Origin of the sequence: Crystallibacter permensis, assembly GCF_025960875.1 — a bacterium.
Lineage (GTDB): Bacteria > Actinomycetota > Actinomycetes > Actinomycetales > Micrococcaceae > Crystallibacter > Crystallibacter permensis.
In genome coordinates, this window is the sequence record NZ_JAODLR010000013.1 from 24,985 (window position 1) to 41,859 (window position 16,875).

Here is a 16,875-nt window from a genome sequence, read left to right on the forward strand (position 1 = left end):
GCGAGGGCACTGTTTCCGCACCCCTGCCAGGGCTGGCAAGATGGCGCTGACCCGGGGCTATCTTCCTGGCCTCCAGCTCAAATAGACTGTGGTCATGACGGCACTAGAGGCATCCCAGGGCATCGAGAACCTTTCATCCAGCCAGTGCTGGGAAATGTTCCGCAGTACCGATTTCGGCCGACTCGCAGTAGTCATGGAAGGGCACCCGGAAATTTTTCCGATCAATTACGTTGTCGATCATGGCTCCCTGGTATTCCGCACCGCGCGGGGCACGAAGCTGGATGGTGCACTGTCCGGAGTAAACGTCGCGTTTGAAACGGATGGCTACAACCCGGCAACCAATACGGCCTGGAGCGTGATCATCAAGGGACCCGCTGAGCGCCTGAGCAGCATTGAAGATGTCCTGGCCTCGTCCATGCTGCCGCTGTTTCCCTGGCAGGGCGGCGAGAAGAACAACTTTGTCCGGGTTGTCCCCGCTGACATCACCGGGCGGCGCTTCCGCGTGCAGTCCGTGGCACGCCGCAGTCCCGGGCTTAGCGATGCACGCCGGCTCAACGTCGAATAGTCGCTCTAGCGTCCGTACCCCGGGTACTGCCTGTCGTAACCGATGACCGGGTACTGCTTGTCGTAGCCGATGAACGGACGGTCCGTGGGCACGATTTCCTTGCCCAGCGGGGTCAGGGATACCGGGATCATCTTCAGGTTGGCGATCGCCATCGGAATGCCGATGATGGTCACCGCCTGCGCGATGGCCGTGGCCACATGCCCGATGGCGATCCAGATCCCGGCTACGAGAATCCAGATAATGTTGCCCAGCGTCGACATGACATACGTGCGGCCGCCTTTGTCCACCACCTTCCGGCCGAACGGCCACAGCGCGTACCCCGCGATGCGGAAGGACGCGATGCCGAAGGGAATGGTGATGATCAGCGCGCAGCAGATGATGCCGGCGAGGAAATACCCTGCCGCCAACCAGATGCCGCCCAGCAGCAGCCAGATGATATTTAGTATTGCCCTCATACCACCCATTCTGGCGGCTGCAACTAATATGCGCCATCAGGTAAGGCCCTGACCAGCCCCTCAATGGAGGTCGGTCAGGGCCTTGGCCGGCGGGCTCGTTGAGCGCCGTTTAGGGAACTAGCGGCTGCGGCGGGCGTTGCTGGCCGGCGCCGAGGCGCGGCGGTTGCCGCGGCGGGGAGCGGACGACGAGGACGAGGGCGCCTGACCAAGGCCGCGGCCCTCTCCGCGTGCGCTGGAGGACTGCGGTCCGCCGGCAGATCCTGCGGCACGCTGCCCGGTGGCCCGCTGACCTGTGGCCGGACGCCGCGAGCGGCCCGGCTGAGCTACATCGGCGTCAGCACGGCGGCCACCCGGGGCAGCGGTATTGCGCGCTGCCGGTCCGCGACCGGCGCCGTCTGCCGCCGTTGCGCGGCCCGTTCCGCCAGCGGAAACACCGGCAGTTCGGCCGCGGCCGCCCTGGGAGCGGGCAGCGCGCTTGCGCTGTGCATTGGCTCCGGTGGACTTGCCCTGTTTGGGGGCAGCACCACGGTGGGCGGCCTTGGCATCCATCGCCGCACGGCGGGCTACCGGGTCTACCGGGGCCGCGACGTCTCCGACCAGTTTGGCCACCAGCGGAGAGGAAGCGGTCACGGATTCAAAGGCTACGTCAACGCCGGCAGCCTTCATCAGCTTGCCGACTTCGAGCTTCTGGTCCGGGATCACGATGGTGACAACCGTGCCGTCGGTGCCAGCCCGGGCGGTACGGCCGGAACGGTGCAGGTAAGCCTTGTGTTCCGTGGGCGGGTCCACATGCACGACGAGTTCGATGTCATCAACATGCACGCCGCGAGCGGCCACGTCGGTGGCCACCAGGACGCGGACATCGCCTGAGGAGAACTCGGCCAGGTTCCGGTCGCGGGCATTCTGCGAAAGGTTTCCGTGCAGATCAACCGCGGGAATGCCTGCATCGGACAGTGTCTTGGCCAGCTTGCGCGCGTGGTGCTTGGTCCGGGTGAACAGGATACGGCGGCCGGTGCCGGACGCCAGCGCCTTCACCAGCTGCTTCTTCACGGTCTGGTCCGGCGAGACGAGCACATGGTGTTCCATGGTGCTGACGGCGGCCTGCGGATTGTCCACGGAGTGGGTCAGGGGGTTGGACAGGTAGCGCTTGACGAGCTTGTCCACCCCGTTGTCCAGGGTGGCGGAGAACAGCATCCGCTGCCCCTGGGTGGGAGTGGTATCGAGCAGGCGCTGGACCACGGGAAGGAAGCCCAGATCCGCCATGTGGTCCGCCTCGTCGAGGACGGTGATTTCCACCGACTCCAGCGTGAGGATCTTCTGCTTCATCAGGTCCTCGAGACGCCCGGGGCAGGCGACCACAATATCGACACCGGCGCGCAGAGCCTTTTCCTGCCGCTGCTGGGAGACGCCGCCGTAGATCACGGTGGTGTTCAGGCCCATTTCGCGGGCCAGCGGCTCGATGGTCGCGTTAAGCTGCGTGGCAAGCTCGCGGGTGGGAGCCAGCACCAGTCCCAGCGGGCGGCCCGGCTTGCGGCGGTAGGCTGCTTCCTGGTCTGCCAGGCGGGCAACCAGGGGCAGGGCAAAAGCGAGCGTCTTTCCGGACCCGGTGCGGCCGCGGCCCAGGACGTCACGTCCGGCCAGCGTATCCGGGAGGGTTTCCACCTGGATCGGGAACGGTTCAGTGATGCCGCTGCCGGTCAGGGAGGTGACGAGCGGCGAGGGAACTCCGAGCTGCTTAAAAGAGCGCACGGCAGTAGAGGTAGTCATGAGAGTAATCAGTTACTTTCGGTCAGTGTCCCCGGCACCGGTATGGCCCAGGGTTTCGCCGAAGAAAATCATCAGACAGAGTCAACCGCTCGGCTTCTTACCTGTTGGTCAGGACTTCTGGAGAAGCGATGGAACTGCGGGAGAAATGTGAAAGCGTTCATCGACGCAGGGAACGTACAGCAATGCACGCTCCAAGTAGGTCAAGTTTACCAGCCCCGCGGCATCATCCAGACCACGGCTATTCTGAAGTAGATGACTCACGAGACCAGCTCTTCCCACACACCTTCTTCCGGCAGTACCGGCAACGCTGACGGCGATACCGAAACCGCGTCTGCGGCGGAGCCGTTCCTGACCCGTACAGTCAGCTTTGTCCGCCGCGGCAACCGACTGCAGGGACGCCGGCAGCAGGCCTGGAACGACTATGCGGAAAAGTACGTGATCGATGTCCCGCGGGACAGAACCGACACGTCGGTGCATCCGGACTTCGTCCTGGATGTGGCCGCCGCCTTCGACCGCGAAGCTCCGCTCGTCGTCGAAATCGGGTCCGGACTCGGCGAAGCCGTCTGCCATGCCGCCGAGCAGGACCCCGCGCGCAATTTCCTGGCGCTGGAGGTCTACAAGCCCGGTCTGGCGCAAACCTTGCTACGGGTGGGGCAAAAGGGTTTGCGCAACGTCCGGGTGGTCCAGGCGAACGCCCCGGAGGTACTCGCCACAATGCTGCCAGCCGGTTCGGTCAACGAACTGTGGGTCTTTTTCCCGGACCCCTGGCACAAGACGCGCCACCACAAGCGCCGCCTCGTGCAGGAAAGTTTCGCCGGGCTGGCGGCGCGTGTGCTGGAGCCGGGAGGCTGGTGGCGGCTGGCCACGGACTGGTCGTCCTACGCCATCCAGATGCGCGACGTGGGCGATGTCGCGGAAGACTTTGACAACGTCCACGCCGGCGAACGTTTCGGCGCCGACAGTCCCCTGACCAAGGTCTGGGAAAGCGGCGTCGAAAAAGTGGTCGGCGGCGCCCCGGTCCGCGAAGGCAAGTTGCCTGTCAGCACCGGCAACGCAAGCGAGGGTGAAGGCATGGACGACATCGGCGGCTGGGCGCCGCGGTTCGAGGGCCGGGCCTTGACCAGCTTCGAGCAGAAAGCGCATGAGGCTGGCCGGGAGATTTTCGACCTGGCTTACCGCCGCAAGCCGTAGTCGCTGGCTCCTGGCCGCGGCCGTTCAGCCGCGCGTAACTACCGAGGCGACCGGAACAGCGGCGTCATTCTTGATCTCGACCCTGACGATGTCTTCAGTTCCCACGTCGGTAGCTGCCGTGAGCCGTGCCCGGCCTGCGGGTGTTGCTTTCCACGTCGCCACCTGGCGGGCCTTGCCTGTGGAATCGGTGACCCAGAGGGAGAGTACGCCGCTGTTGGGCAGTTGCTCGCCGTCCACAGCCAGCTCGGTGCCCCACCGCTTGTAGACCAGGTCCAGATCCACCTGCAGACCGCGGGAGGAAGCCATCGTATAGCTGTCCATCTCCTGCTCCGGCGCCGTGACAACCGGTCCCACGACCGCACCGATGATCAGCGATGCCGCGGCGACGGCGGCGACCAAGCCAGCCACCCGGCGTCGTGCTTTGCGGCGGCGCACTGCCAATTCGTTCAGCAGCTGCTTGGTATTCTGCTCGATTTCTTCGATGGGCGGTTGCGCCAGCTCCAACGCTTCGTCCCGCGGCACGGCGTCCAGCATGCCTGGGAGGCTCTCCAGCTCGGCGGCTTCCTGACGGCAGACGGGACAATCATTGAGGTGCGCTTCGAATGCCCTGGCCTCATCCCGCCGGAGACCGCCGAGGATGTAAAGCCCGAGCAGTTCCCGCAGCTGCTCATGGTCGCCTTTCATCGCTTGACTCCCATCTCATCGAGTACAGACCGTAGCGCTTTCACGCCGTAAAAGGCGCGTGACTTGACCGTCCCCAGCGGCAGGTGCAGTTCCTCGGCTGCTTCAGCGGCGGTCAACCGCTGGTAATGCAGCGCCAGAATGACGTTCCTGTGGTCCACGCTGAGCCGCGTCAGGGCTTCCTCCATAATCACTTTGAGCAATAGCCGGTCCACCTGGTCGGCCGTTGCCAGCTCTTCTTCCGGCAGGCTTGTTTCCTGAGGCCGGCTGTTGCGGCGCCGGTAGTTGTCGATAATGACGTGCCGCGCAGTCCGGTACAGGTAGCCGCGCATGTTCTCGACCTCCGGGCCCAGTTTCCAGACACGCAGGATCGTCTCCTGCACCACGTCCTCGGCCTGATCCGGGTCTGATGTGGCGGCCAGCACGAACCGTCGAAGTGCCGCCGCATGGTCGCGGTACAACAGCGCGACCGCTTCTTCTTCCATCGACATCGACGTTCCCTCCTGACCGGGCGGCCCGGGTTCCGGAGCCGTCCGCAATCAGGAAGACGTGCCCAACAGCGGAATGGTTCACCGGCAAAGAAGAAGAACATCCCCCAGGCGTTGAACCATTTTCGCCCGGCAGTACGTCTTTGCCAATAGCGGCCCGCAACCGGCGGGCCGGGACCGAGCACAACCCGGTTGATCGTTAGGAATTCCTCATGAAAATCAAACTCAGTGGTGCTGCTGCCCTTATGACCGCAGCCCTTCTCGGCCTCACCGGATGCGGCGGCGGCGATGAATCAGGGACGGAAGCCCCGCCGCCGGCCGAAGAAACAACCGCTATGCCCGAGACCACCGAATCGGCACCGGGCGGGGCAAGTGCCCCGGCCTCAGGTGAAGCCGGGGCGATGGCTGGTTCCCAGCTCATGACTGCCGAAACCGACCTCGGTGAGATTGTGGTCGATAGCGAGGGAATGACCGTCTACTACTTCACCAAGGACGAAAAGGATTCCGGTGTCAGCAACTGCACCGGCGACTGCCTGGTCGCGTGGCCGCCTGTCCTGACCGAAGGCGATGCCCCGGAAGTTGAAGGCATCACTGCGGAAGTCGGAACGATCGACACCCCCGACGGCAAGAAGCAGGTGACCATCGACGGCCTGCCGATCTACTACTGGCAGAACGACAAGGCGCCGGGAGACGTCGACGGCCAGGGCGTCAACGATGTCTGGTATGTAGTGGCCCCGGACGGGGAAATGATCCGCTGAAAGAACGGAGATTAGTCTTGGTTCATAGTTGAAACAAGACGTGGCAGGGCATGATCGATAGGAACGAGGCCCTGCTCCTCCGCAAGACAAGTAGAGGGTCCGACGCGCGGGTGGACGAGGCCCAAGAGGCGAGCGTCCGCCTGCGCAGGACTCCCCGCGTGGCTGGCGCCCCCGCGCGTCACCGCCACAGCGCTATGGTTGCAGGTGAAAGTGCGGCCAACTGATTCATTCCGGCCTGGCCCCATCTCCACAGGGGCCGTTCCGCACCTGCGCTGTCCACATGGCCTCGGCGCCGCCTTCGGATCAGTCTTGCCTGCGCCTACCGTTGGCCGCATGAACACACGTCACAGGAACCATCTCGCGATCGCGCAGATGCAGGCGGAAGACCGGCCCCGGGAGCGCATGGCACGGATGGGAGTCCGGAGGCTGAGGGATGCGGAGGTGCTGGCGCTGGTCATCGGGTCCGGGACGCGGGATGCGAGCAGCTTGGAACTGGCGCAGTCGATCCTGAAGAGGCTCGGTGGTCCGGCCGGGCTGCAGCTGGCCGAGCCCGGGGAACTTCAGGAAGTGCCTGGAGTCGGCGCTGCTCTGGCGGCACGGATCGCCGGTGCCATGGAGTTGGCGCGACGGGCAGCCCTTAGGAGTGCGGGCGCCAGACCACCAAGGCCTGGCTCCGCGGCCGCGGACGCTTCCCACGGGACAGGGTAACAACGTCTCCGGCCAGCCCGGCGGCGAACACCCGGCTGGCTTCCGTTCCGCTTTGCCGCCGCGTGCTTTCGAGCTCGGCGGTCAGTTCCTGCACCCGGGAGCGCAGGGCATTCACCTGGTTCTCCAGCTCCAGGATCCGCTTGATGCCCTCAAGCGACACGCCTTCCTGCGACAACCGCTGGACTTCCCGCAGGGTGTCCACGTCGCGTTGCGAATAGCGCCGCTGGCGGCCACGCTGCCGGGACGGTGAGACCAGGCCCAGCCTGTCGTACTGGCGCAGGGTTTGCGGATGCATCTCCGCGAGCTCTGCAGCTACGGAGATCACAAAGATAGGCGCGTTGCGGTCAATACCCATTGCTCTCTCCATATCTGCCGCCTAGAGCCGGGCCTTGGCTGCCAGGTTGGCGCGGGGATTCGCATCCCCAGTGGCCGCGGCGAATGCCTTGACGGCTTCTTCAGCTTCTTTGTTCAGGTTTTGTGGAACAACGACGTCGATGGTTACCAGCAGATCTCCCGTCGCCTTAGCCGTCTTAACACCGCGTCCCTTGACCCGCAGCGTCCGTCCCGATGGCGTGCCGGCAGGCACCTTTACCTTCACCGCTTCGCCGTTCATGGTCGGAACCTCGATCTGCGCGCCCAACGCCGCTTCGTCGAAGCTCACCGGGACATGGATCCGAAGATTGTCACCGTCGCGTGTGTAGAAGCTATGGGGCTGGACATTTACGGAAACCATCAGGTCACCGTTGCCGGCAGGGCCGGGCTGGCCTTTGCCGCGGACGCGGACCTTTTGACCGTCCTTGATACCGGCGGGAATACGGACGTCAATGACTTCGCCGGAAGGCTCGCGCAGCCCGATGGTGGTTCCCTTGATGGAACCGGCAAAGGAAATGCTGGTGGATGCGGTCCGGTCCGCACCTTTGCGCGGGGGCGCCTGCGGCGGCTGGAACCCGCCCCCGAACCCGCCGCCGAATAGGTCGGCGAACTCGGGCGGGATATTCCCGTTGCCGAATCCGCCGGCTGAACGGCTGCGGGTGCCCTGGCCGAACATGTTGCCGAAGATGTCCTCAAACCCGCCGCCGCCGGGTGTACCCGCTCCGCCAGCGGTAAAGCGGGCTCCACTGCCCATCGCCCGGATGGCGTCGTACTGCTGCCGCTCTTCCGGATCGGAGAGCACCGAATATGCTTCGGAGACGTCCTTGAACATCTTTTCAGCCGTGGCGTCAGAGGAGTTCGTGTCCGGATGGTACTTCCGGGCAAGTTTGCGGTATGCCTTCTTGATGTCGGCATCCGACGCGTCCTTGGAGACACCAAGGATCTTGTAGAAGTCCTTCTCGACCCAATCCTGGCTAGCCATTCAGGCGCCTCCCTTCATGTAGTTCAAAGTCTATGGTGGCCCGAGAGCCCATGAGAGCCGGGGACGCCTTCACGACGTCCCCGGCCTCGTTCGGAGCTACTCGGCCGGTACAGCCACGATCACCTGGGCAGCGCGCAGGACACGCTCCCCGGACTTGTATCCAGTCCGCAGGATCTGGCTGACCGAATCGACCTGGACATCCGCGCTTTGCTGCTGCATCAGCGCTTCGTGGATATTCGGATCGAACTCCACGTCCGTCTCGGAGATCGGTTCCAGACCGTAGACCTTCAAGACGTTTTCCAGCTTGGCCGCGATTGCAGCGAAGGGTCCGTCCTCGAGGTCGCCGTGCTGGCGTGCGGCATCGATGTCGTCAAGTACCGGAAGCAGTGAGTTGAGAACGCCGATGATGGCCATCTGGCCGGCCACCGCGCGGTCCCGTTCCACCCGCTTGCGGTAATTGACGTACTCCGCCTGAAGGCGCAGCAGGTCATTCCTCAGCTCTGCCGCCTGTTCCGAGTCCGCACCTTGGGCTACCGATTCCCCGGCGGGAACGTCGGTGCTGTTCAGGATCGCCTCGGCCTGGGACAGAGCGTCACCCTCAACATCCTCCGATGCGGGTGCCTCCGCGGCGGCAGCCTCCTCGGCTGCCTCCGCATCGGCAGGTGCTTCCTGGCCACGGACCTTGCCCGTCTCCGGGTCAATCTTACGGTTGTCGCGGAAGCTCACCGGCTCTGACTCGTGCTCGTGCTCGTTACCGTGGTGGGGCATGGTTACTTCTTCTCTTCTTCCTCGTCGACAACCTCGGCGTCGACGATGTCCTCGTCAGCGTTGGCTGAGCCTTGTCCATCAGCGCCGTCTGCTCCGGGTGCACCCTCGCCGGCTGCGCCGGAGGCCTGGGCCTGCGAGTAGATGGCCTCGCCGAGCTTCGTCTGGGAAGCCTGCAGCTTCTCGAACGCGGACTTCACCTCGTCGTCGTTGTCCTGCTTCTCCAGTGCGGATTTCAGGGCATCGACGTCGGCCTTGACCTCGGTCTTGACCTCTTCGGGCAGCTTGTCGTCGTTGTCGGCGAGCAGCTTGTCCACGGAGTAGGCCAGCTGTTCGGCCGAGTTGCGGACGTCTGCGGCCTCGCGGCGCTTCTTGTCCTCGGCCGCGTGTTCCTCGGCCTCGCGCACCATGCGGTCGATGTCATCCTTGGACAGCGCGGTACCGCCCGTGATGGTCATGGACTGCTCGGCGCCGGTGCCCTTGTCCTTGGCGGACACGTGGACGATACCGTTGGCGTCGATGTCGAAGGTGACCTCGACCTGAGGCACGCCGCGCGGAGCCGGCGCGATGCCGGTCAGCTCGAAGGTGCCCAGCGGCTTATTGTCCCGGGTGAACTCGCGCTCGCCCTGGAAGACCTGGATGGCCACCGACGGCTGGTTGTCATCCGCCGTGGTGAAGGTCTCGCTCCGTTTGGTCGGGATCGCGGTGTTGCGCTCGATCAGGTGCGTCATGATGCCGCCCTTGGTCTCGATGCCGAGGGACAGCGGGGTGACGTCGATGAGCAGCACGTCCTTGCGCTCACCCTTCAGCACACCGGCCTGCAGTGCAGCGCCCACGGCGACGACCTCGTCCGGGTTCACGCCCTTGTTCGGCTCCTTGCCGCCGGCCATTTCCTTGACCAGGTCGACCACTGCGGGCATACGGGTGGAACCGCCGACCAGAACGATGTGGTCGATGTCGGAAACCTTGATGCCGGCTTCCTTGATGACGTCGTGGAACGGCTTCTTGGTCCGGTCCAGCAGGTCCTTGGTCAGTTCCTGGAACTTGGCACGGCTGAGGTGCTCGTCCAGGTGGACCGGCCCTTCCGGGGTCACCGAGAGGTACTGCAGCGAGATGTTGGTGGAGGAAGCCGAGGACAGTTCCTTCTTGGCCTGCTCGGCAGCTTCCTTCAGACGCTGCAGGGCAATCTTGTCCTTGGACAGGTCCGCACCCTTGGACTTGGCCTGCTGGAGCAGGAAGTCCACAACGCGCTGGTCCCAGTCGTCGCCGCCGAGGCGGTTGTCGCCCGAGGTGGAACGGACCTGGATGGTGGAGAAGTCGTCTTCATCCTTGCCGACTTCGAGCAGCGAGACGTCGAAGGTGCCGCCGCCGAGGTCGAAGACCAGGATGAGTTCGTCTTCCTTGCCCTTGTCAAGGCCGTAGGCCAGTGCGGCAGCCGTCGGCTCGTTGACAATACGCAGGACGTTCAGACCGGCAATTTCGCCGGCTTCCTTGGTGGACTGGCGCTCGGCATCGTTGAAGTATGCCGGCACGGTGATCACAGCGTCGGTGACCTTCTCGCCCAGGTAGGACTCGGCGTCGTGCTTGAGCTTCTGCAGCACGCGGGCAGAGATTTCCTGCGCGGTGTAGTTCTTGCCGTCGACCTCGACCTTCCAGTCGGTGCCCATGTGGCGCTTGACCGAAGCGATGGTGCGCTCAATGTTGTTGACGGCCTGGCGCTTGGCGATTTCGCCGACGAGGACCTCGCCGGACTTGGAGAATGCCACGACCGACGGGGTGGTGCGGCCACCCTCGGCGTTGGCGATAACGGTGGGCTCGCCACCTTCCAGTACGGAAACCACGGAGTTGGTGGTACCGAGGTCAATACCTACTGCACGAGACATACGCTTGTCCTTTCATGATGAACCGAATACCGGCCCGAAATAGTGGTCCCGCCGCCGGCCGCGCCCCTAAGGACCGGACCGGCGGAGCCCTGGCATTGCAGGGCCTGAACCATATTGAGCGTTCTGCACTCAAGTTTACTCAGACTCGAAACGATGTCAATTCAACTTGAGCCAAGGCGACTCAGGTTTGGCCCAAAGGGACAAGCAGCACAGTTCAGGGGGAAGACCGCCAGCGCGCGGTTTCGGGCCTGAACCTCAGACCTTGGCCTCCACCACAGGTGCCGCGGATTCAGCGCTCGGCGAAGTCCGCGAGAGCTTGCTTGGCCACCAGATGCGCCGCCCCAGATCGTACGACAGCGCGGGCACCAGCAGCGAGCGCACCAGCACCGTATCCAGCAGGACTCCGAAGGCCACGATGAAGGCCAGCTGCCCCAGGAACAGGATCGGAATGACTCCCAGAGCCGCAAAGGTAGCCGCCAGGACGATGCCGGCCGAGGTGATGACGCCACCGGTGGCCCCCAGTCCGCGCAGGACCCCGGGGCGGGTGCCGATTTTCAGGGATTCTTCCCGCACCCGGGTCATGAGGAAAATGTTGTAATCCACGCCGAGAGCCACCAGGAAGACAAAACCATAGAGGGGCACGGAAGCATCGGCACCGGGGAAGCCGAAGATGTGGTTGAACACCAGCGCGGAAACGCCGAGTGCCGTCAGGTAGGACAGGGCAACACTCATGATCAGCAGCACCGGCGCCACCACGGCGCGCAGGAGCAGCATCAGGATGACCAGGATGACCAGCAGCACGATGGGCGTGATCTTGAGCAGGTCAGCCTGGGCGGTCACGTTGGTATCCAGTGCGACGGCGGTGACCCCGCCTACCAGCGCGGTTTCATCCACGGCGTCCAGGTCCGCACGGAGATCGGCAACATCGTTCTCCGCGCCTTCCGAGTCGGCGGCCTTCTCCAGCGTGGCGTTGATCATCACGTGCCCGTCCAGTTCGAAAACTTCGCCGTCTTCGCTGAAGTAATCGGCTTCGGCAACGCCATCATGTTCACGCACGGCGTTGAGCACATCGCCCCGCGCCGAGCTGTCGGCCACAATCACGGCTGGAGAGCCTGATCCGGCGTCGAAATGGCGGGCCAGCGACTCCTGCCCGTCCGCCGAGTCCGTCTGCACCATCACCAGTTCGGACTGTGGAACGCCGTGTGCCTGCAGTTGCAGGACGCCCAGGGATCCCGCCACGAGGACGAGCAGCGAGACGAGCCAGGTGGCCCGGGGACGCTTGGCAATCAGCCTGGCCACAAGGCGCCAGGTACCGCGCAGACCCTCCGCGCCGGCCGGCACCGTTCCGGCTTCCCCACGGTGCGCGTGTTGTCCAGGCCGCGGGACGATCGGCCAAAAGGCAGCGCGGCCGAAGATCAGCAGCAGAGCCGGCAGCAGGGAGAGCGCGGCAAGGACGGAGAAAACAATCCCGATGGCTGCAATGGGGCCGAGGCTGCGGTTGGAGTTCAGATCCGAGAACAACAGGCACAGCAGCGCCAGGACCACGGTGGCGCCGGAAGCCGCAATCGGTTCCAGCGAGCCCCGGTACGCAGTCTTCATTGCAGTCCACTTGGCGTCCTGCTCCCCCAGCGCCTCGCGGAATCGGGAAACCAACAGGAGGGCATAATCCGTCGCGGCGCCGATCACCAGGATGAACAGGATGCCTTGGCTCTGCCCGCTCAACTGGATCCAGTCCATCAGCGCAAACCAATAAATCACCAGGATGGCAACGCAAAGGGCGAAGACGGATGTCAGCAGGACCAGGAAGGGCAACAGCAGCGCCCGGTAGACAATCAGGAGAATGACGAAGACCGCCAGCAGCGCCACCCCGAGCAGCAGGCCGTCGATTCCGGCGAAGGCCTCAACCAGATCGGCGATGAACCCTGCCGGTCCGGTGACGTACGCGGCGGCCTCCGCAGGCAGTTCAGCTTGGAGCACTTTCCGCAGTTCCTCGACTGCTTCTCCCGCGTCTCCCGCGATCGGGACAATGAACTCGATCGCTTCGAAGTCTTCTGCGGGAATCGGGCCGGCAACCTGGCTCTCCGACGCCTCGGTCACCCCTGCCGCCTCGCCGAGTTTGTCAGCCAGCGGGACATAGCTCCGGAGCTCCTGAGGCTCGATTGCCTGCTCAAACTCAATAACGACGACGGCGGGCACGGCATCGGAATCGAGGAACCTCTCCTGCCACTCGCCGGCTTCCGTGGACTCGGCACTTTGCGGCAGGAACCCGGCCTGATCATTGGTGGAGACATCCGAGAGCTTGCCGAATGTAGGTCCGCCGGCGCCCGCCGCGGCGAGCCAAACAAGGACGATCAACACAGGGAACAAGGTTCTAAGCCAGCGCTTCAATGCGTTCCTTTGAGGGGGTGGAAAAGTCCTCTCCACTATAAACTATTTCCATAATCGAGATACCTATTCCTACTTGGCTCTTAGCAGGGCGGAGCGCCCGAGCTTTGATAGAAAGGAGGGCATGGAACTCGACGACCTCCTTGAGGCATTGAACGCGGGACAGACCATCACGGGGGATTCGCCGCTGCACGAGGTCATGCACCGCGTCAGTCAGGATGCCTTGCGCATCACTGGTGAACTCAACGGCGGTTACCAGGAACCGGCGCGCGTGCGGGAACTGTTGGCCCAACTGACCGGCAAGCCAGTTCACGAATCCGTGACGGTTTTCCCTCCCCTCTACTCCGACTTCGGGAAGAACATCACCCTTGGGGAGCGGATCTTCATCAATTCCGGGTGCAAGTTTCAGGACCAGGGCGGTGTGGTCATCGGAGACGACTGCCTTATCGGGCACAACACCGTGTTTGCCACGCTCAACCACGATCTTGCGCCGAGCTGCCGCGCGGACATGCACCCGGCACCCGTCGTCGTCGGCCGCAATGTTTGGATCGGCTCCAACGCCACCATTCTGCCGGGCGTGACCATCGGTGATGATGCCGTCATAGCGGCCGCATCCGTGGTCACGAAAGACGTACCGGCAAAGTCCATTGTTGTGGGCTCGCCTGCGCGCGTTGTGCGCTCAGTTCCCGACTGAACCGCACTGTTTCAGCCTCAATTGGATCGGGCAGATCACGCACGGCGACACCTTGCGCAATAGAACGGGCACGTCGCTGTCTCGAGGAGGCCGATTCAGAGTAGTCTGCCCACTATGAAGGATGAGGTGTACTCCCACGGCCACCACCAGAGCGTTGTCAACGCGCACGCAGTCCGCACTGCCGAGGACTGCGCAGCGTACCTGCTCCCCCATCTCAAGCCCGGCCTGAAACTGCTCGACGTCGGCTGCGGCCCGGGCAGTATCACTGCAGATCTGGCCGAGCTGGTGGCTCCGGGCGAGGTCATCGGGCTTGACCGCTCGGATGACGTGCTCACACAGGCTGCCGAGCTGGCCGCGCTGCGGGGGCTGGAGAACGCCACCTTCGTCAGCGGCAACATTTACGACCTTGATTACGACGACGACACGTTCGACGTGGTCCACGCCCACCAGGTCCTCCAGCACCTGACGGATCCGGTTGCCGCCCTGTACGAGATGCGTCGCGTCACCAAACCCGGCGGACTTGTGGCCGTGCGGGACGCGGACTTCCACGGCATGAGCTGGTTCCCGCAGTTGCCGGAGCTGGATGACTGGATGGACACGTACCAGCAGATCGCCCGCGGCAACCACGCGGAGCCGAACGCCGGCAGGCATCTGATTTCCTGGGCCATGGCCGCCGGATTCCGCGACATCACGCCGTCCTCGTCCAACTGGCTCTACGCGACAGAGGAGCAGCGCGCCTGGCAGGGCAACGTGTGGTCGGAGCGGGTGCTGCATTCGGCCTACGCGGAACAAGCGCTTGAACGCGGCATCACCGACCAGGCAGGTCTGGACCGCATTGCGCAGGGCTGGCGGGAATGGGCGATGGCCGCGGACGGCTGGTTCCTGATTCCCAACGGCGAGATCCTGGCCCGCAAACCGTAAAGCGGCAGCCGCATGGCCAGACAGCCCCACCAGCACGAGCATTTCGACGTCGTGATCGTCGGCGGCGGGCACAACGGATTGGTCGCCGCAGCGTATCTGGCCAAGGCCGGCCGATCCGTGTTGGTCCTTGAGCGGCAGGACCATCTGGGCGGCGCGGCCGTGTCGCAGGAAGTCTTCCCCGGCACCGGCGCCTTGCTCTCGCGCTATTCGTACCTGGTCAGCCTGTTTCCGCGGCAGATTATCCAGGACCTGGGCCTGGACCTGCAGCTGATCCGCCGCCGCTACTCTTCCTACACCCCCGTACCGGATACGGACCGCGGGCTACTGGTGGACAACCAGGACGGCCAGGCCACCCGGGAGTCTTTTGAGTCCATAGGTGTCGCTGCGGATTTCTCCGCTTTCGGCGACTTCTACCGCCGCACCGGAGAGCTGGCACGGACTTTGTGGCCCACGGCGACCCAGCCCCTACGCCGCCGCAACGAGATGCGGCAGCTCGTCGCGGACAACCAGCTCTGGTCGGACATCTTCGAACGTCCGATCGGCGAGGTTCTCGAACGCACCTTTACTTCCGATCTGGTGCGCGGGACTGTGCTGACCGACGCGCTGATCAGCACCTTTGCCGGTGCACACGATGCGAACCTGCAGCAGAACAAGTGCTTCCTCTACCACGTCATCGGCGGCGGAACCGGCGACTGGGACGTTCCGCGCGGAGGTATGGGTGCGGTCTCCGGAGCCTTGGAGCAAGCGGCGCGTGCCGCCGGAGCACAGTTCCGCACGTCGTGCGAAGTCACGTCCGTCAGTCCGGAGGCAGCGGTGACGTACGACGGCGGCGGGCAGACCGGTGTCGTCGTCTCCGGTAATTTTGTGCTCGCCAACGTTGCGCCGGCGGTGCTGCACCGGTTGCTGGGCGAAGAGCCGGACACTCCGGTCCCCGTACCTGAAGGTGCGCAGGCCAAGGTCAACCTGCTGCTGGCCAGGCTGCCAAAGCTGCTCGACCCGCAGCTTGCGCCGGAGGCGGCGTTCGGCGGGACCTTCCATATCAATGAGCTGTATTCGCAGCTCGAGACCGCCCATGCGGAGGCCGCCGCAGGAAACGTCCCTAACCCGCTGCCGGCCGAGATCTACTGCCACACGCTCTCGGATCCGTCCATCCTGCCGGAGCAGCTGGGCGCTTCCGGCGCACACACCCTGACCGTGTTCACTCTGCAGACCCCGCACCGGCTGCTTACCGCAGGGAACAACAGCAGGATGCGCCAGCAGTTGCAGGACGCGGTCCGGGCCTCGCTCAACTCCGTCCTCGCTGAACCGATCGAGGACTGCCTGCTCCGTGACGCCGACGGCCGGCTGTGCATCGAAACCAAGACGACGATGGATCTGGAAGCCACCCTGAACATGCCCGGCGGGAACATCTTCCACGGGCCCTTATCCTGGCCTTTCGCCGAAGACGATGACCCGCTGGACACCCCTGCCCGCCGCTGGGGCGTGGGCACTGCTCATTCCCGCATCCTGCTCTGCGGTGCCGGCGCCCGCAGGGGCGGAGGCGTCAGCGGGCTCGGCGGCCACAACGCGGCCATGGCCGTACTCGAAGAGGGCTAAGAGCTTATGCGACGGAGGTTGACCAACTAAACTTGGTCAACATGGGACAGTACAACGTGCAGGATGCCAAGACGCGCTTTTCCGAGCTGCTGAACCTGGTTCAAAACGGCGAGGACGTCGTTATTGCCAAGGCGGGCAAACCCGTTGCGCGTCTGGTCAAAATCGACCCGCCCATGCAACGGCGGCTCGGCTTCCTCAAGGGGACCGTTCCGGAGGATGTTCTGGAACCGGCAGGCAAGGAGGAACTGGACGCATGGGAACAGCCACTTACCTCTTAGACAGCCATGTCCTCCTCTGGGCGCTGTTCGAGCCCAGAAAGCTCTCGCAAAAAGCCAGGAGCATCATCAGAAACCGCGGCAATACCATCTGCGTCTCGGCTATCACCGCCTTCGAACTGGGCCACAAACACCGGCAGGGTAAATTACCCGGCATCGAATCGCTCTTTGTCGGCTACCGCAGACACGTTCTTGAACTGGTAAGCGAGGAAATTCCGCTCAGCGGCGTGCATGCGTTGGAAGCAGCACAGCTCGAATGGCCTCATCGTGACCCCTTCGACCGGATGATCGCGGCACAGGCCATCGTGGAGGGATTCACGGTCATCACCGCGGATACGGCTTTGCACGACTTCGAACTGCTTCAGACAGTATGGTGAAGCGAGGCCTGC

At 64.1% G+C, this 16,875-nt stretch carries 18 protein-coding genes; 9 read left to right on the forward strand and 9 right to left on the reverse strand.

The window, feature by feature from the left end; all coding sequences use genetic code 11:
* The first annotated feature begins 94 nt into the window (after positions 1 to 94).
* Entirely contained in the window at positions 95 to 565 is a 471-nt protein-coding gene (locus B0G38_RS14840) for a pyridoxamine 5'-phosphate oxidase family protein (protein ID WP_264670125.1), read from the forward strand.
* Between the two features lie 5 nt (positions 566 to 570).
* Here the strand turns inward: B0G38_RS14840 and B0G38_RS14845 are convergent, their stop codons facing one another.
* Entirely contained in the window at positions 571 to 1,020 is a 450-nt protein-coding gene (locus B0G38_RS14845; RefSeq protein ID WP_264670126.1) for a YccF domain-containing protein, read from the reverse strand.
* A 117-nt stretch (positions 1,021 to 1,137) separates the two neighbouring features.
* Complete coding sequence (locus B0G38_RS14850) at positions 1,138 to 2,787, reverse strand: DEAD/DEAH box helicase (RefSeq protein ID WP_264670127.1); 1,650 nt, start codon at positions 2,785 to 2,787, stop codon at positions 1,138 to 1,140.
* Positions 2,788 to 3,039: 252 nt separating this feature from the next.
* On the opposite strand from B0G38_RS14850, the gene trmB reads away from it, so the two are divergent.
* Positions 3,040 to 3,978, forward strand: a complete 939-nt coding sequence (trmB, locus tag B0G38_RS14855; protein ID WP_264670128.1) for a tRNA (guanosine(46)-N7)-methyltransferase TrmB — start codon at positions 3,040 to 3,042, stop codon at positions 3,976 to 3,978.
* Between the two features lie 24 nt (positions 3,979 to 4,002).
* Here trmB and B0G38_RS14860 read toward each other — a convergent pair whose 3' ends face one another.
* Complete coding sequence (locus B0G38_RS14860) at positions 4,003 to 4,662, reverse strand: anti-sigma factor family protein (protein WP_264670129.1); 660 nt, start codon at positions 4,660 to 4,662, stop codon at positions 4,003 to 4,005.
* On the reverse strand, positions 4,659 to 5,150 hold the full coding sequence (locus tag B0G38_RS14865) for a sigma-70 family RNA polymerase sigma factor (RefSeq protein ID WP_169993612.1): 492 nt from the start codon (positions 5,148 to 5,150) through the stop codon (positions 4,659 to 4,661). Before B0G38_RS14865 ends, B0G38_RS14860 begins: the two co-directional genes overlap by 4 nt.
* 209 nt (positions 5,151 to 5,359) lie before the next feature.
* Here B0G38_RS14865 and B0G38_RS14870 point away from each other — a divergent pair, with 209 nt between their 5' ends.
* Together B0G38_RS14870 and B0G38_RS23340 are read left to right on the forward strand one after the other, a co-directional pair.
* Positions 5,360 to 5,905 (forward strand): COG4315 family predicted lipoprotein, encoded by a 546-nt coding sequence (locus B0G38_RS14870; protein WP_264670130.1) that lies wholly within the window; start codon positions 5,360 to 5,362, stop codon positions 5,903 to 5,905.
* Positions 5,906 to 6,277: 372 nt separating this feature from the next.
* Positions 6,278 to 6,613, forward strand: coding sequence for a UPF0758 domain-containing protein (locus tag B0G38_RS23340; RefSeq protein WP_413542076.1), 336 nt, complete (start codon positions 6,278 to 6,280; stop codon positions 6,611 to 6,613).
* On the opposite strand, the gene B0G38_RS14875 is transcribed toward B0G38_RS23340, so the two are convergent.
* The 5 genes from B0G38_RS14875 to B0G38_RS14895 form a co-directional block, all read right to left on the reverse strand.
* The gene (locus B0G38_RS14875; RefSeq protein WP_264670131.1) at positions 6,543 to 6,968 is read right to left on the reverse strand and encodes a heat shock protein transcriptional repressor HspR; all 426 of its coding nucleotides are present in this window, start codon (positions 6,966 to 6,968) and stop codon (positions 6,543 to 6,545) included. The genes B0G38_RS23340 and B0G38_RS14875 overlap by 71 nt on opposite strands.
* Before the next feature lie 21 nt (positions 6,969 to 6,989).
* Positions 6,990 to 7,967 (reverse strand): DnaJ C-terminal domain-containing protein, encoded by a 978-nt coding sequence (locus B0G38_RS14880; protein ID WP_264670132.1) that lies wholly within the window; start codon positions 7,965 to 7,967, stop codon positions 6,990 to 6,992.
* Positions 7,968 to 8,063: 96 nt separating this feature from the next.
* A complete protein-coding gene (locus tag B0G38_RS14885) occupies positions 8,064 to 8,735 on the reverse strand; it encodes a nucleotide exchange factor GrpE (RefSeq protein ID WP_264670133.1) in 672 nt (223 codons plus the stop codon).
* Between the two features lie 2 nt (positions 8,736 to 8,737).
* Complete coding sequence (dnaK, locus tag B0G38_RS14890) at positions 8,738 to 10,615, reverse strand: molecular chaperone DnaK (RefSeq protein WP_169993621.1); 1,878 nt, start codon at positions 10,613 to 10,615, stop codon at positions 8,738 to 8,740.
* Positions 10,616 to 10,870: 255 nt separating this feature from the next.
* Positions 10,871 to 12,982: an MMPL family transporter gene (locus B0G38_RS14895; protein WP_413542077.1), complete on the reverse strand. Its 2,112-nt coding sequence runs from the start codon at positions 12,980 to 12,982 to the stop codon at positions 10,871 to 10,873.
* A 142-nt stretch (positions 12,983 to 13,124) separates the two neighbouring features.
* Between B0G38_RS14895 and B0G38_RS14900 the strand changes: the two genes are divergently transcribed.
* From B0G38_RS14900 to B0G38_RS14920, 5 genes are all read left to right on the forward strand, one after another.
* Positions 13,125 to 13,694: a DapH/DapD/GlmU-related protein gene (locus B0G38_RS14900; protein WP_264670134.1), complete on the forward strand. Its 570-nt coding sequence runs from the start codon at positions 13,125 to 13,127 to the stop codon at positions 13,692 to 13,694.
* Positions 13,695 to 13,808: 114 nt separating this feature from the next.
* On the forward strand, positions 13,809 to 14,615 hold the full coding sequence (locus tag B0G38_RS14905; RefSeq protein WP_264670135.1) for a class I SAM-dependent methyltransferase: 807 nt from the start codon (positions 13,809 to 13,811) through the stop codon (positions 14,613 to 14,615).
* Positions 14,616 to 14,627: 12 nt separating this feature from the next.
* Positions 14,628 to 16,211 (forward strand): phytoene desaturase family protein, encoded by a 1,584-nt coding sequence (locus tag B0G38_RS14910; protein ID WP_264670136.1) that lies wholly within the window; start codon positions 14,628 to 14,630, stop codon positions 16,209 to 16,211.
* A gap of 41 nt (positions 16,212 to 16,252) precedes the next feature.
* Entirely contained in the window at positions 16,253 to 16,489 is a 237-nt protein-coding gene (locus tag B0G38_RS14915; protein ID WP_264670137.1) for a type II toxin-antitoxin system Phd/YefM family antitoxin, read from the forward strand.
* A complete protein-coding gene (locus B0G38_RS14920; RefSeq protein ID WP_264670138.1) occupies positions 16,465 to 16,863 on the forward strand; it encodes a type II toxin-antitoxin system VapC family toxin in 399 nt (132 codons plus the stop codon). Before B0G38_RS14915 ends, B0G38_RS14920 begins: the two co-directional genes overlap by 25 nt.
* Positions 16,864 to 16,875: the final 12 nt, after the last annotated feature.